The 14,482-nt window shown below is 38.1% G+C and carries 12 protein-coding genes and 1 pseudogene; 10 read left to right on the forward strand and 3 right to left on the reverse strand.

What is annotated here, in order from left to right:
* Positions 1-36: 36 nt before the first annotated feature.
* The gene (locus ACQKTA_RS12290; protein WP_427814589.1) at positions 37-681 is read left to right on the forward strand and encodes a bifunctional 4-hydroxy-2-oxoglutarate aldolase/2-dehydro-3-deoxy-phosphogluconate aldolase; all 645 of its coding nucleotides are present in this window, start codon (positions 37-39) and stop codon (positions 679-681) included.
* 4 nt (positions 682-685) lie between these two features.
* The gene (locus tag ACQKTA_RS12295) at positions 686-1,690 is read left to right on the forward strand and encodes a PfkB family carbohydrate kinase (protein ID WP_427814590.1); all 1,005 of its coding nucleotides are present in this window, start codon (positions 686-688) and stop codon (positions 1,688-1,690) included.
* A 177-nt stretch (positions 1,691-1,867) separates the two neighbouring features.
* On the opposite strand, the gene ACQKTA_RS12300 is transcribed toward ACQKTA_RS12295, so the two are convergent.
* Positions 1,868-2,056 (reverse strand): hypothetical protein, encoded by a 189-nt coding sequence (locus ACQKTA_RS12300; RefSeq protein WP_407855241.1) that lies wholly within the window; start codon positions 2,054-2,056, stop codon positions 1,868-1,870.
* 252 nt (positions 2,057-2,308) lie between these two features.
* Between ACQKTA_RS12300 and ACQKTA_RS12305 the strand changes: the two genes are divergently transcribed.
* Positions 2,309-3,586, forward strand: coding sequence for an MFS transporter (locus tag ACQKTA_RS12305; RefSeq protein WP_427814591.1), 1,278 nt, complete (start codon positions 2,309-2,311; stop codon positions 3,584-3,586).
* A 58-nt stretch (positions 3,587-3,644) separates the two neighbouring features.
* Here the strand turns inward: ACQKTA_RS12305 and ACQKTA_RS12310 are convergent, their stop codons facing one another.
* Positions 3,645-4,487: an alpha/beta hydrolase gene (locus ACQKTA_RS12310; RefSeq protein WP_427814592.1), complete on the reverse strand. Its 843-nt coding sequence runs from the start codon at positions 4,485-4,487 to the stop codon at positions 3,645-3,647.
* A 154-nt stretch (positions 4,488-4,641) separates the two neighbouring features.
* Here ACQKTA_RS12310 and allC point away from each other — a divergent pair, with 154 nt between their 5' ends.
* The 7 genes and pseudogenes from allC to arcC all read left to right on the forward strand — a co-directional run bounded on the left by allC (position 4,642) and on the right by arcC (position 12,689).
* Entirely contained in the window at positions 4,642-5,871 is a 1,230-nt protein-coding gene (allC, locus tag ACQKTA_RS12315; RefSeq protein WP_407855237.1) for an allantoate deiminase, read from the forward strand.
* Positions 5,872-5,895: 24 nt separating this feature from the next.
* A pseudogene (gene allE, locus ACQKTA_RS12320) lies at positions 5,896-6,682 on the forward strand ((S)-ureidoglycine aminohydrolase).
* 20 nt (positions 6,683-6,702) lie between these two features.
* Positions 6,703-7,770 (forward strand): ureidoglycolate dehydrogenase, encoded by a 1,068-nt coding sequence (gene allD / locus ACQKTA_RS12325; protein ID WP_427814593.1) that lies wholly within the window; start codon positions 6,703-6,705, stop codon positions 7,768-7,770.
* Between the two features lie 15 nt (positions 7,771-7,785).
* Positions 7,786-9,543 (forward strand): acyl-CoA synthetase FdrA, encoded by a 1,758-nt coding sequence (gene fdrA / locus ACQKTA_RS12330; protein ID WP_427814594.1) that lies wholly within the window; start codon positions 7,786-7,788, stop codon positions 9,541-9,543.
* An 11-nt stretch (positions 9,544-9,554) separates the two neighbouring features.
* Complete coding sequence (locus ACQKTA_RS12335; protein ID WP_427814595.1) at positions 9,555-10,817, forward strand: DUF1116 domain-containing protein; 1,263 nt, start codon at positions 9,555-9,557, stop codon at positions 10,815-10,817.
* A 33-nt stretch (positions 10,818-10,850) separates the two neighbouring features.
* A complete protein-coding gene (locus ACQKTA_RS12340; RefSeq protein WP_427814596.1) occupies positions 10,851-11,705 on the forward strand; it encodes a DUF2877 domain-containing protein in 855 nt (284 codons plus the stop codon).
* Positions 11,706-11,750: 45 nt separating this feature from the next.
* Positions 11,751-12,689: a carbamate kinase gene (gene arcC / locus ACQKTA_RS12345; RefSeq protein WP_427814597.1), complete on the forward strand. Its 939-nt coding sequence runs from the start codon at positions 11,751-11,753 to the stop codon at positions 12,687-12,689.
* A 30-nt stretch (positions 12,690-12,719) separates the two neighbouring features.
* Here arcC and ACQKTA_RS12350 read toward each other — a convergent pair whose 3' ends face one another.
* Entirely contained in the window at positions 12,720-14,354 is a 1,635-nt protein-coding gene (locus ACQKTA_RS12350; RefSeq protein ID WP_427814598.1) for a PucR family transcriptional regulator, read from the reverse strand.
* Positions 14,355-14,482: the final 128 nt, after the last annotated feature.

Genomic DNA, 14,482 nt, shown 5'->3' on the forward strand with positions numbered 1-14,482 from the left:
TCTTGGTACTTCTTGTTAGGGAGAAAGGGATTAATTATGAAAAAAAATACTATTTTGAATAAATTAGAAGCCGCTGGTGTGATTGCGGTGGTACGCGGGAAAAATAAAACGGAAGCCATTAAAGCTACTGAGGCTCTCGTCGCTGGCGGGATGAAAGGGATCGAATTGACTTTTACGGTTCCAAGAGCAGAAGAAGTGATTGCGGAATTAGTCGAAATTTATGCTGATCATGAAGACGTCGTGATTGGTGCAGGAACTGTTTTAGATGCTATCACAGCAAGAATCGCTATCATGGCTGGGGCTGAATACATCGTTAGCCCGTCTTTTGATTTGGAAACTGCACAAATATGTAATTTGTATCAAATTCCATATTTACCTGGCTGTATGACAATTACTGAAATGAAAGAAGCCTTAAAAGCGGGAAGTGATATCATCAAGTTATTCCCAGGAACAGCATTTGGACCATCGATCGTCAAAGCCTTCAAGGCACCGTTGCCACATTTAAATATTATGCCAACTGGTGGGGTTTGTTTGGAAAATATGCAAGAATGGTTTGATGCAGGGGTAACGGCTGTTGGTGTCGGCGGGAATTTATTAGCTCCGGCGGAAACAGGAGATTTTGCCGCAGTGACACACGCTGCACGTCAATATATGGAAAAATTTGCAGAGATAAAGGGATGATTAGATGGCTAAAATAGTTACTTTAGGAGAAATCATGTTGCGTCTTTCGACAACTGTCGGGACGAGAGTGACACGTGCACATTCATTTATGGCTCACTACGGTGGAGGAGAAGCCAACGTCGCTATTTCACTAGCCAATTATGGCCATCAAGTATCATTCGCAAGTAAAGTACCAGCTAATCATCTAGGTACAGCTGCAATCGAACACTTAAAACGTTCAAGTGTCGATACGCAATTTATGTTAGCTGGCGGTGACCGCTTAGGAACGTATTATTTAGAGATGGGCAGCGGCGCTCGAGCGTCACAAGTGATTTACGATCGTAAAGGTTCAAGTTTTGCCGAGATGACCGAATTGGAATGGGAAATTGATCAATTACTTAAAGATGTCACCATCTTTCATATTTCGGGTATTACCCCGGCATTATCAGATAATTGGCGGTCGATGACACTAGAATTGATCAAAGCTGCTAAAAAAGCTGGCTGTATGATCAGTTTGGATATTAATTATCGCCAAAAATTATGGGGGGCTAATGGATGCACAGCTTTTTTAAAAGAAGTCTTGCCATTAGTCGATATCTGTTCTGCCGGAAAATTAGATGCTCAATATTTATTAGCAATTCCTGCCTTTACTGGCAGTGGTAATGAAATTATTTATTATAATGAACAAATCCAGCAATTATATCCCAATATAAAAGTTTTGTATTCCACGATTCGAACCGTCTACTCTGCTAGCCATAATGATTTAGTTGGCACTTTTTGGTCCAATGGCAAATACGTAGAATCGCGTGTCCACCAAATGGATCCGATCGTTGACCGTATCGGTGGCGGTGATGCATTTGCCGGAGGAATTCTCCATGGAATTCTAACCAATCAAGAGCCACAACAAATCGTTGAGTTTGCGACAGCTGCTTCGGCCCTGGAACATACCGTTTTTGGAGACGAGAATCAATTCTCCGAAAGTGAAATCATTGCCTATATGAATAGTAATTCTGGTGAGGTTCTGCGATAATCATCAGTACAAGTAATGATAGCTGACAAAAAAGGCCTCTGATATGCAAATATCAGAGGCTTTCATTTGGTTTAAAATCCTTCATGCTATTTTGGACTAAATAAAAAGTCTCTTAACTTGAAGAAGTGTATTTTGGAGAGAATCCTAGTTTCACAATTGTAGCGAAGAAAAGCAGATCTATTTGAAAGCTCCTCCTAAGTACATAAATAGTAAACCAATAATAACGATTACTATGCCCCAAAAGATTTGAGAAAACATACTTCTATCTCCAAAAAATGCTCTTAATAGAAAAAATTTTTTACCGAATAGAAAAATAAACATACCAATTAAAAATAATACGACACCTAAAAGTATCAAGATACTCATGTGATCACTCCTTTAAAATGATTGTACCATGTCCAATTTTAAAACAATATTTATCAAATCTTCCAATTTTATTTTTATAAAGAATGATTCTTGATTTGATCGTGCAAACGAGAACGTAAGATAAATGTAGTTTAGTTACTCTGCTCAAGTCTCAAAATTTAATTAGTTATTTTCCATAATGTACAGCGCCGAGAAAGCGATTACAATTAACGGGTAATTAAGTCAAATTTTTATAAAGGAGACATTCTATAGATGGAGTCAAAAAGTAAGCCCTCAAAGAAAGATACCTATTGGATGAGAGTTGTCGTGATGTTATGCATGGGATGGGTAACGATTTGGATTTATCGTTCGGCACTGCCCCCACTATTCAGTGAAATCCAAGGAACTGTCGGTAATCATAGTGATACTCAAATGGGAATGATTGCTAGCTTTTATTTTGCCGGTTCAACCTTTATGCAGATTCCTGCCGGCGTATTGGTGGATCGTTTTGGGAAAAAAATAATCTTAATACCAGGTTTTCTATTGTTTGGAATTGCTGCTTTAGTTATTTCTCAGACTCCTAGCTTACAAATAATCTACGCTGCCAGTGTATTTGCCGGTCTAGGCTGTGGGTGCTATTATGGTGCGGCGTATTCGATTACTTCAGAAAATATTCCCGAAGAAAAAAGAAGTGTTGCTACAGCATTTATTAATAATGGTGCTGCTGTAGGAATGGGCATGGGAATGATTCTATCCAGCTTATTAGTTAAAAAAATAGGTTTACCGTGGCAATCCATGATGTACCTATGTTTATTCTTAATTGCTGGGACGTTGTTAGTCTTTATTTTTGGATTGAGGTCATCCAAGCAAAAGTCGATCAAAATACTGGATTCAAATAGTTCCGTCCAAAATCCGACTATCGAACACAAAAAGATCAGCTTATTGTCACTTAGGATGCTCATGTGCTATTTAATCTATTTTGGAACGTGTTACGGTTATTATATGGTCGTTACTTGGTTGCCAGCATTTTTACAAGAAGAACGAGGCTTTCAAGGAATTGCTATCGGATTTTCTTCAGCCTTGGTTGCATTTGCAGCCATTCCTGGTGCGTTGATTTTCAGCCGAATCGCAGATAAACATCGTGAAAAAAAAGCTGCGCTTATTTTAGTCCTAGAGCTAGGAGCAGCTATGATGCTATTGATAACAGTTTTAGCTACTAACGCGACATTATTACTCATTTCACTGATATTATATGGCTTACTGGGAAAGTTAGCCGTTGAACCGATTCTGATTTCTTATATTAGTGAACAAGCAGATCCCAAAATTTTGGGTACGACATTGGGAATAGCTAATTTTTTTGGTTTGAGTGCCTCGATTTTTGCACCGACGGTCACTGGGATGATTTCGGATGTATCTGGTTCAAAAGAGGCCGGATTTTATGTATCGATTTTTATTATGATTTTTAGTGCACTTTTATTTTATTTCATCAGTAGTCATTATGCTAAAAAAGAAAAAGCAATCTTAGCTATAAAAATGAGTTCAGTAAAATAAATAAAAAAAATTGTTTCATTTCTACTAAAATAGTAAAAACGAAACAATTTTTTTGTGTTCATTTTATTTTCTCTTGCAACCAATCAATCAAATTTTGATAAATACGGTCAGCCAAAATATTTTCTGTTCGATCAAAATCATGTTCTTCCCGATTTAATTCAAAATACACACTGTCTGCAAGCGACGAATCAAAATCACGGGAAGCTTGGACTGGAATGTCGGGGTCCTTTGAGCAGTGAACAATAAATGTCGAAGGAAATTGTTTCAATGATTGATCAACAGTCGTCATCAAATTAGCCACGGGACCAAGATAAGTCAACCAGTTCCCATACTGTCGGGCTGAAAGATAAATAGGAAAACGATCAGTCAGTGCACTGGCTATTTGTGGGGTGTTTTTAATCAGTAATTGAGCATTTATAGGTGCAACTTTCGGTAGCCGATTATAAAAGCGATTTGGCATGCGGAATTCCGTCATGGAAAGATCATGATAACCATAAAAGCGAATCAATCCTATTTGCTGTTGGTATTGATACGTAGTCAACAATGTCGCTAAATAGCCGCCGGCCGAACGACCAAATAGGAAAAAATCCGCGTCTGAAAGAGCTAATTGTTCATGATAATTTGTCAGAAACCATTCTACCGCTTGATTTAAACACTCAATAATATCAATTAATGGGCTTTCTGGTGCTAATGGATAGTCGAGCGTGAGGATATTAAATCCTGAATTCAATAATTCTTCAAGATATTTTGGGACTAAATCATCTCGCTCACCAAAAATAAAACCACCACCATGGATATAGAGGATTGTTTGATCAGCTGAAGTGGGTTTCTTTTTGGGATAAAAGGAAAGATTGAGCGGTAAATCTTGATAAGTAGTATAAATAAATTTTTTAGGTGTCATTAGAATACTCCTTTTTTTACTTATTATAGAAAATTGAAAAAGAATAGGTTTGTAATAATTGAACAAAAAAACTATATAATTTGTTTTTATTAACCAATGAAGGCGCTGTATATCTTAGTTATACTAAATGTAACAAATAAAGGAGGACCACAAAATGACTTTGAAGAAACGCGTAGATGAAAATATACAAGCATTATCAAAAATAGGTAGTGATCCGTCAGGCGGTATGACGCGGTTGCTTTATACAGATTCATGGTTAGAAGCACAAAAATTTGTTGAAAAAAAATTGCAAACGATTGGATTAAAAACTAAATTCGATGCAGTCGGAAATTTATATGGTCACATTGATGGGACGAAGTATCCTGACGAGACGATTTTATCCGGTTCACACATCGATACTGTGGTGAATGGCGGCACCTTAGATGGCCAATTTGGCGTAGTAGCTGCTTATCTAGCCGTGCAGTATTTATTAGAAAACCATGGTAAACCGTTACGTTCATTAGAAACGATCTCTATGGCTGAAGAAGAAGGAAGCCGCTTCCCTTTTGCTTTTTGGGGCAGTAAAAATTTTGTCGGAGAAGCTTCAGATGATCAAGTAAAAGCTATTGAAGATTCTGAGGGAAATAAATTCGTTGATGAAATGCATCGCCAAGGTTTTGATTTCGAACCCAAAAATCACTCACATCGAAAAGACATCAAAGCTTTTGTTGAAATTCATATTGAACAAGGAACTGTTTTAGAAAATGAAAAATTACAAATCGGTGTGGTCAATAATATTGTTGGTCAAAAGCGTTATACCTTTGTATTAAAAGGACAAGCTAATCATGCTGGGACAACACCTATGGGGTATCGCCATGATGCAGTCTATGGATTTTCTAAAATTTGTTCGGGCGTGATCGATAAAGCGTTAGAAGAAGGTGATCCATTAGTCGTGACTTTTGGAAAAGTTGAACCAAAACCCAATACTGTCAATGTAGTGCCGGGGGAAGTTACCTTTACGATGGATTGTCGCCACACAGATGCAGAAGCGTTAGATCGTTTCTCAAAAGAAGCTGAAACGTATATGCACGAAGTGGCTGATAAATTAGGGCTAACACTCGAAACAGATTTATGGATGGATGAAAAACCAATTCCAATGGATCAAACAATCGTAGATGTAGTCGAAAAAGCAGCAAAAACAGAAAATAAAAAATATAAAGTCATGCATAGCGGTGCGGGACACGATTCCCAAATTATTGCACCGTATTATCCAACGGCTATGATTTTTGTTCCAAGTATTAATGGAATAAGTCATAACCCAGCGGAAGCAACAAATTTAGATGATCTTGTCAATGGTGTTGAAGTATTAGCACAAGCACTTTATCAATTGGCTTATCAAGAGTAACTAGTAGAGAAAGAGGAGAAAAGAATGGGGTATAAAAATAAAAATACAGGCTACATTGAAGGCCTATTATCATCGCGAGCTATCATTAAAAAAGATAATTATGCTGTTTTACTACACGATGGTTTAGTCAATAATGTTATCCCTGGTTTTGAAAATTGCGATTGCTCGATCTTGGGATCACCCAAATTAGGCGCAAGTTTTGTTGATTACATCATGACGTTCCATGAAAATGGAAAAAATGACCGTGGATTTGGCGGAGAAGGAATTGAAACATTGGTTTATGTAATCGATGGTATTTTGACCGTTAAGGATAGTCATGAAAGCCATACCGTTACTTCTGGTGGCTATGTGTATTTGCCGGCAGGAGAAAAAATGTATTTAGCGAATGGACAAACTGAAGATACAGAATTTTTCCTATACAAAAAACGTTATCAACCTTTAGAAGGCTATCAAGCACATAAAGTAGTTGGAAATAATTCAGATATCGAACCCATCCATTATGAAGGTATGGAAGATGTCTTGCTTTGGGATTTCTTACCAAAAGATTTAGGCTTTGATATGAATTTTCATATCTTATCATTTGAGCCAGGTGCAAGTCATGGGTATATCGAGACTCACTATCAAGAGCATGGCGCATATTTACTTTCAGGAAAAGGGCATGTACAACTTAGATAATGAATGGCTGCCAGTCGAAAAAGGGGACTATATCTTTATGAGCTCCTATGTTCATCAAGCAGCTTATGCCGTTGGGCGTAAAGAACCATTGAAATATGTTTATTCAAAAGATTGTAATCGTGACCCTGAAATCTAAAAAAAGGGAGTCGTTTAATTATGGAAGAAACAGTCACAGTACAACCAAAAAAATTACATGAATTGATTCAAGCCAAATTGATTAAAGCTGGCTTAAAAGCTGACCAAGCAGATACTGTTGCGGAACATTTAGTCTTTGCTGATGCAAGCGGTATTCATTCTCATGGAGCTGTTCGTGTCGATTATTACGCAGAACGAATCGCTAAAGGCGGAATCACGCTTGATCCGGATATTACATTTGAAAAAACGGGTCCTAGTACCGGAATCGTCCATGGCGATAATGGTGTGGGACATTACGTTGCATTGCAAGGGTTAGAATATGCGATCCATCAAGCAGAAGAATCTGGAGCCGCTGTTGTAGGGATCAAACGTTTGAGTCATTGTGGAGCGTTATCTTATTATGTCAAACGAGCCGCTGAAAAAAACTTAATCGCAATTTCAATGTGTCAATCCGATCCAATGGTCGTTCCTTTTGGCGGATCAGAAAATTATTTTGGAACGAATCCAATTGCCTTTGCTGCTCCTCGAGAACAAGGTGCACCGGTTGTTTTTGATATGGCGACGACTGTTCAGGCGTGGGGGAAAATTCTAGATGCTCGTTCAAAAGATCAATCGATTCCAAATAACTGGGCTGTCGATGCTGATGGCAAACCAACGACGAATCCTCATGATGTTCAAGGTCTGCTCCCAATGGCTGGACCTAAAGGTTTTGGCTTAATGATGATGGTCGATGTACTTTCAGGTATGTTATTAGGCTTGCCTTTTGGAAAACATGTGTCATCTATGTATGCCGATCTAACCGAAAAGAGAAACTTGGGTCAATTATTTATTTTGATTGATCCGCAGCGGTTCACCGATTTAGTGAGTTTTAAACATAGTATCGAAACAATGATCGGAGAACTCCACGCAACGAAGTCAGCGGAAGGTTTTAACCAAGTTTATTATCCTGGCGAAATAAATCAAATTAATTATGATCGCTATATGAAAGAAGGGATCCCGATCGCTAAAGCTGTTTTTGACTATTTAAAAAGTGAAACGGTTCATTTTGATCAATATGGCGGTACAGGAAGTTTTGCAACTAAATCATAGAGAGTAGGGAATCATGTGTTACACACGATCATCCAAAAAAATAGTTATCAAGATTCGATAGTTTTAATGCTATTAACGAATCAATTAAATACGATTCAGGGTGTAAAAAAAGCCTCCGTTATGATGGGAACTCCCGCAAATAAAGATATTTTTAAAACGGGTGGATTGGATACACCGGAATTAGCCGCTGCTTCTTCAAATGATATGGCGATTGTTTTAGATATCGCAGATAATGATGAAACATTAATCCAAAATGTACTAACCACAGTTGATGAATTTTTGAAAGAACAAAGCGCCGGCAATAATGATCAAGGGACAGAAACGGTCAAAACCTGGGATAAGGCATTGGCTATTGGAAAGGATGCTCAGGTTGCTGTCTTTTCGATCCCAGGTAGTTATGCTGCTCCTGAAATTGAACATGCATTAAATGAAGGAAAACATGTTTTTTGCTTTAGCGATAACATTGCTTTAGAAGATGAAGTTCGTTTGAAAAAAATAGCTCATGAAAAAGGTCTGCTTTTAATGGGTCCAGATTGTGGGACGGGGATTATTAATGGCATCCCGGTTGCATTTACCAACGCAATTAGAAAAGGCAAAATCGGTGTGGTTGGTGCTTCTGGAACGGGTATCCAAGAAGTAACGACCTTGATCCATAAATTAGGAGGTGGCGTAACGAATGCTATCGGAACAGGCGGACGTGATTTAAAAGCTGAAGTCGCCGGAATCACGTTAAAAGATAGTATTGCCACACTAGAAAATGACCCAGATACAAAAGTGATCGTTGTGATTTCTAAACCGCCAGCACCTAAGGTTAGAGATGAAGTGCTAGACCTATTAAGAGGCTTATCAAAACCAGCAGTAACGATTTTTCTAGGTGAAGAGCCGACTGATCACGAAAAAAATCTGTACCGCGCATATACATTAGAAGAAGCTGCAGAGATCGCTGTTCAATTATTGAACGGTCAATCAGTTGAATTAAAAGAAGAAGTACCCAAAAATCCTGGACTTACTTTTTCAACTGGCCAGACTGGGATCAAAGGTTTTTATTCTGGTGGGACGCTAGCTTATGAGGCGGCCATGCTAGTTAGAAATGGCTTAGATTTAACCACAAATCAAAAAGCAACAGCTGGCTTTATTTTAAAAACAGGTCCCTATGAAATTATTGATCTAGGGGATGATATCTATACTCAAGGAAAACCACATCCGATGATTGATCCGACGATCCGTAAAGAAATGTTGGCCAAAGTAGCTGACGATCCATCCACAGCAGTCGTTTTGTTAGATATCGTTTTAGGCTATGGTTCACATCAAAATATGGCGAAAGAATTGGCTCCTACAATCAAAGAGATAAAAAATAAAGCCCAACAACACCAACGAGAACTAGCAGTTATCGCAACTATCGTTGGAACAGAAGAAGATCCTCAAAATATTGAAGAACAAAAACAAATTCTAACAGAAGCAGGTGTTTTCTTGTGTAATAGCAATGCTCAAGCAGTGAAGTTGGCTTTAGTTATGTTAGGTCACCCACTTCAGATGAAAGCTAGAGATATTTTGCCTGAAAAAACGAGCGAACATACGCCGCTTACACCGAGTAAAGATATGACCGCTATGTTAACTAATTCGGCCTTTATCAATATTGGTATTCGCAGTTTTTCCGAAGCAATCACTAGTCACGATGGCAAAGTCATTCAATTTGATTGGCAGCCGGTTGCGGGTGGAAATGTTACCTTGCAAAAAGCCTTACAGTTCTTAAATAAAATAAAATTATCTTAGGAGGAGAAAAAGTGTATCAAACAATTGATGAAGCCAATGAGGCTGTAGCAGCAAAAATCGTTGCAGGATCTCCTTTTTTACTAGATGTAGTTCCAGCAAAATCAGTGATTAAAGAATTGAATAACGGAAAAGTTTTATTACACGCCGGACCACCGATCCGCTATGACCAAATGATTGATCCTATTCAAGGTGCTTGTGTAGGTGCCGCTTTATTTGAAGGCTGGGGCGATACAGAAGAAGAAGTTCGCCAACAGTTAGAAGCTGGAGAAGTTACACTGATTCCTTGTCATCATGTGGACGCCGTTGGACCAATGGGCGGTATCACATCTGCCAATATGGCTGTTTTAGTTGTTGAAAATAAAACAGATGGAAATCGCGCTTTCTGTACAATGAATGAAGGAATTGGAGCTGTTTTAAGATTTGGGGCGTATTCCCAAGAGGTTATCGATCGGTTGCACTGGATGAAAAATACTTTAGGTCCAGTCTTAAGTGCCGCTTTACAATCAATGGAGAATGGCTTGAATGTTAATGTATTAGTTGCGAAAGCGATTGCTATGGGAGATGAATTTCACCAACGCAATATCGCTGCCTCGTTAGCTTTCCTAAAAGAAATGGCGCCTGTGATTGTGGCATTAGAAGGATTTGAGGACCAAAAACAAGAAGTCATTCAATTCTTAGCAGATACCGATCAATTTTTCTTGAATATCATGATGGCATCAGCTAAAGCCATATTAGATGGCGCACGAACGATCGAGGAAGGAACGATCGTCACCGCTATGTGTCGTAATGGACATGAATTTGGTATTCGCATCGCCGGTATGGGAGATGAATGGTTTACTGGTCCTGTAAATACACCTGCAGGCTTATATTTTTCTGGTTTTAGTGAAGCGGATGCTTCACCTGATATGGGTGATAGTGCAATTACCGAGACCTTTGGTGTTGGCGGGATGGCAATGATTGCAGCTCCAGCTGTCACACGTTTTGTCGGCTCCGGTGGTTTTTATGATGCATTAAATACGAGTAATGAAATGACCGAGATTTGTATTGATCATAATCCAAATTTTTCTGTACCAACATGGGATTTCAAAGGAACTTGTCTGGGAATCGATGCGCGAAAAGTGGTAGAAACGGGGATTTTACCGGTTATCAATACGGGAATCGCTAATAAAAAAGCTGGATTAGGACAAATCGGTGCGGGAACTGTTCATCCGCCAATGGATTGTTTTGAAAAAGCCGTATTGGCTTATGCTAAGAAATTAGGTTTTGAAGCGTAAAAAAGTCCGACGCATCATTGAGGAGTGTACAAAATGAGGATAGATGCAATGTATTTAGATCGTGATATTTATGATTATTCATTTGCTAAAAGCCGTTGGTATATCCATAGCATCTTTAAAAATAGTTTCAATCTTCAAGCTGAAACTAAAAAAAAGTTAGTAGTTGTTTCCATTGAACAAAAAAATGTAGTACCTAACGGAATCTATGTTGATCAGCACAGCTTCAAACGATTGACTTCTGAAATAAAGATCAATGACTTAGTTTGGATGGATAGACATTCATTACGTTTTGGATTCAACATATTAGAATTAACTGGTCAGCAATATCAAACGAGACTGATCGAAACAACAAAATTGCTGGATTCAAATTCAGTCTCTTTACTGCTGACTAGTTTGGAAAAAGTTGAAAAAAAGACGGGATATCATGAATCATTATCCTCTGTATCAGTTAGCGGTGATCCTTTTTTGATCGCGATCGATCACTTATGCTCAAGCCAACTCATTAAACAACGACAAGCACTCCAATTTTTAATTGGCCGTGGTCCGGGGCTGACTCCTTCAGGTGACGATATGATCGTGGGTCATCTAGCAGCACGATTTATCAATAAGAACCGAGACCAAGTAATGGAATCTTATTTAGGTACTAAATTGATGACCGTCAATGATTTAACAACCGATGTTAGTTTACATTATCTTTTATGCAGCTTAGACCAACGCTTTAACCGCAGTATTATAGCGTTAATAAGTGCATTAATCAATGATGAACCGTCTAATGTTCAAAATAACATACAAGAAATTTTAAACACGGGACATACTTCTGGTGCTGATTTTTTAGCCGGATTTACTAGATCTATCAAAAATTTTACTCATGAAAAAGTAAGGATTTAAAATGAAAACAATAGTTAGGGTTTGTAACTGTTAAGGAGGAAAAAGATGGCTAATCGAGTGGTAGTTGCTCTTGGAGGTAATGCAATTTTAAAACCAGGGCAAGAAGAAACGGTTGAAGCACAGTTAGAAAATATCAAAACCAGTGCAAAAATGATCGCAAAAATAGAAAAATTAGATTATCAGATTGTTGTTACTCATGGAAACGGCCCACAAGTGGGAAACATTTTGCGCCAAAATGAAGAAGCAAAAGAGATTGTTCCACCGTTTCCAATGGACGTATGTAATGCAGAATCACAAGGATTTATCGGCTATTTAATGGAACAAACAATCAAAAATAAGATTGAAGAAGAAGGGCTGACTAGTGGTGTAGTCACGATGCTGACACAAGTGGAAGTTTCTGCCGAAGATGAAGCCTTTGAAAAACCTAGTAAACCAATTGGTGTCTTTTACTCTAAAGAAGAAGCAGATGAAATGGTGAGAAAAAGAAAATGGTCCATGATGGAAGATGCTGGTCGTGGGTACCGTCGAGTCGTTCCTTCACCAAGACCATTGACTATCCATGGCGTTAATTCGATCGTTAATTTATTAAATCAAAACACAATCGTAGTTGCCGGCGGCGGTGGCGGGATTCCTGTAACCCGTGATGATCAAGGATATTTAAAAGGTATTGAAGCAGTGATCGATAAAGATCGGACAGGTAAAAAGCTATCTGAACAAGTTGATGCGGATGTTTTCATGATGTTGACAGATGTCAGCAATGTCTATATTAATTACGGCAAAGCAAACCAAGAAAAATTAGAAACGATCACACCCAAAAAAGCACAGGAATATTTCGATGCTGGTCACTTTGCTGAAGGAAGCATGGGACCAAAGATCGAAGCTGCAATCAATTTTGCTGAGCAAGGAAAAACGGCAATTATTTGTTCGTTAGAAGAAGCAGATAAAGCATTAGCAGGAACTGCAGGAACAAGGATCGTAGGCTAAGCCTGCGATCCCCTCTAATATTAAAAACGGTTACAAATTAGCGTCCTCAGATAATTCTAAAGCCAATCGCAAGTCTAAACTCACACTTGGGTCATGAACATTTCGTCCTAATAGTGTATTACACTGATCAATCCGATATTTAATCGTATTTCGATGGACAAATAAAGCTTTTGATGTACGAGCAATTTCACACTGATAATCCAAAAAATATTTCAGCGTCTTGCGAAGCTCGATCAATGAAGGCTCTTTGGGATAGGCTAAATCTTTCAATGTCGTTTCACAGAAATAAGTAATGTTCGAATCGTCCATTTTTTCGAACAAACTACGGAGCCCTTTTTGATGATACTGATAAATTTGAGGCACATTTGTCAATAACTGCATCTCTTCAAAAGCTGTCTTGGCTTCGATAAATGACTTAGCTAGATCATCGATCGAATCATAAATATTTCCAAGGCCAAACTGTAAATTAATCGTCACACGTTCAGCAAAATCTGCAGCTACATTTGTCAAAATCGGTTCCAAATTATCTTGTTTATGCTGAATCAGAATCGCGTAATGATCGGTATCCTTGACCTTAAACAATACAACATCTTTTATATGGTGGGCTAACTTATCACTTAACCAGTTGAAGCCTAATTGACTGACTTCTTCATCGTATTTGATTCGAGGATTCGTTTTATTCGTTTGTTCGCAAGCAGCATAAATGATCCGGTAATGCCGAGCTTTGACTAAGCCATAAATAGTTCCAGAGTCGATCCAATCACGAGGAACTTGATTTGGCGTCTGTTGGATTTCGATCATCCGAGTCAAAAAATCTGTTTTCAAAACATCGTAAGATTCTTGAATTTTTTGATTCTTATATAACATGAACGAAAGAACTAGCGCGGCTTGTTCCAAAGCAAAGTTCGAGATCGGGTAAGGAATTTTTTCTGGATTCAAAATTATCAAATAGTGAGGAAAGTAATGATTCGCTTCGATTGAAAAATACGAAACAAGAAAGGCTTTTTGATCTAAGTCTTTGATCAAAACAGAATCTTCTTTTTTAGTTGTAAACAAAGGGTCAGTCAATGCCAACTGATCGACATAGTATTCCGCAGGTTTTGTTGTTTTTGAAAAGTGCTTCGAAGCTGTAAATACTCGTTTATAGGGGTCCATTAAAATAACTGGTGTATTGATCAACCGACCAAAATCAGCAATAAAGCGAGCAATACTGACATCATTGACCAACATATTTGAAAAACGTTGCTGAATATCGAGCGCATAATTCAATTGTTCCGTCTTTTTATCCCATAAGAAATTCAACATTTGATGCAGCAGACTTCCTAAAGGGATAGATAAGGGAACTTGTACGATTGGGAAATCAACTTTATTTGCATAGGCGATCACTTCAGGGGAAATCGAATCAATAAAACGCCCAACTTTGATCCCCAGTCCGGCTGCCTTTTTTTCTTGCAGCGAATCGATCAAGGCAAATAGATCCGTTTGATGCTCTTGGTAGATCATAGCCGTTGTTAATAGGAATGTTTTTTCAGGAATATATAATGAAATATCAGGTGTCTCTGTAATTTCGATACTATCAACTTCTAAATTGGCTGTCGTTTTATCTGTTAGTAAAACTAAATCTGAAAAACGCGGCAATTCTAATAAATCAACTAATGTTTTCATAAACACCTCCTGAATCAAGTATAGAAGAGACTAAGAAAAGATACAAGAAATGTCTAGCTATAGATAATAGTTTTTCGAATATTTTATGCAAATAATACAAATTGAACCAGAAAAAATGATTAAAAGGA

The organism is Enterococcus sp. 22-H-5-01 (genome assembly GCF_050310005.1).
Lineage (GTDB): Bacteria > Bacillota > Bacilli > Lactobacillales > Enterococcaceae > Enterococcus_A > Enterococcus_A hailinensis.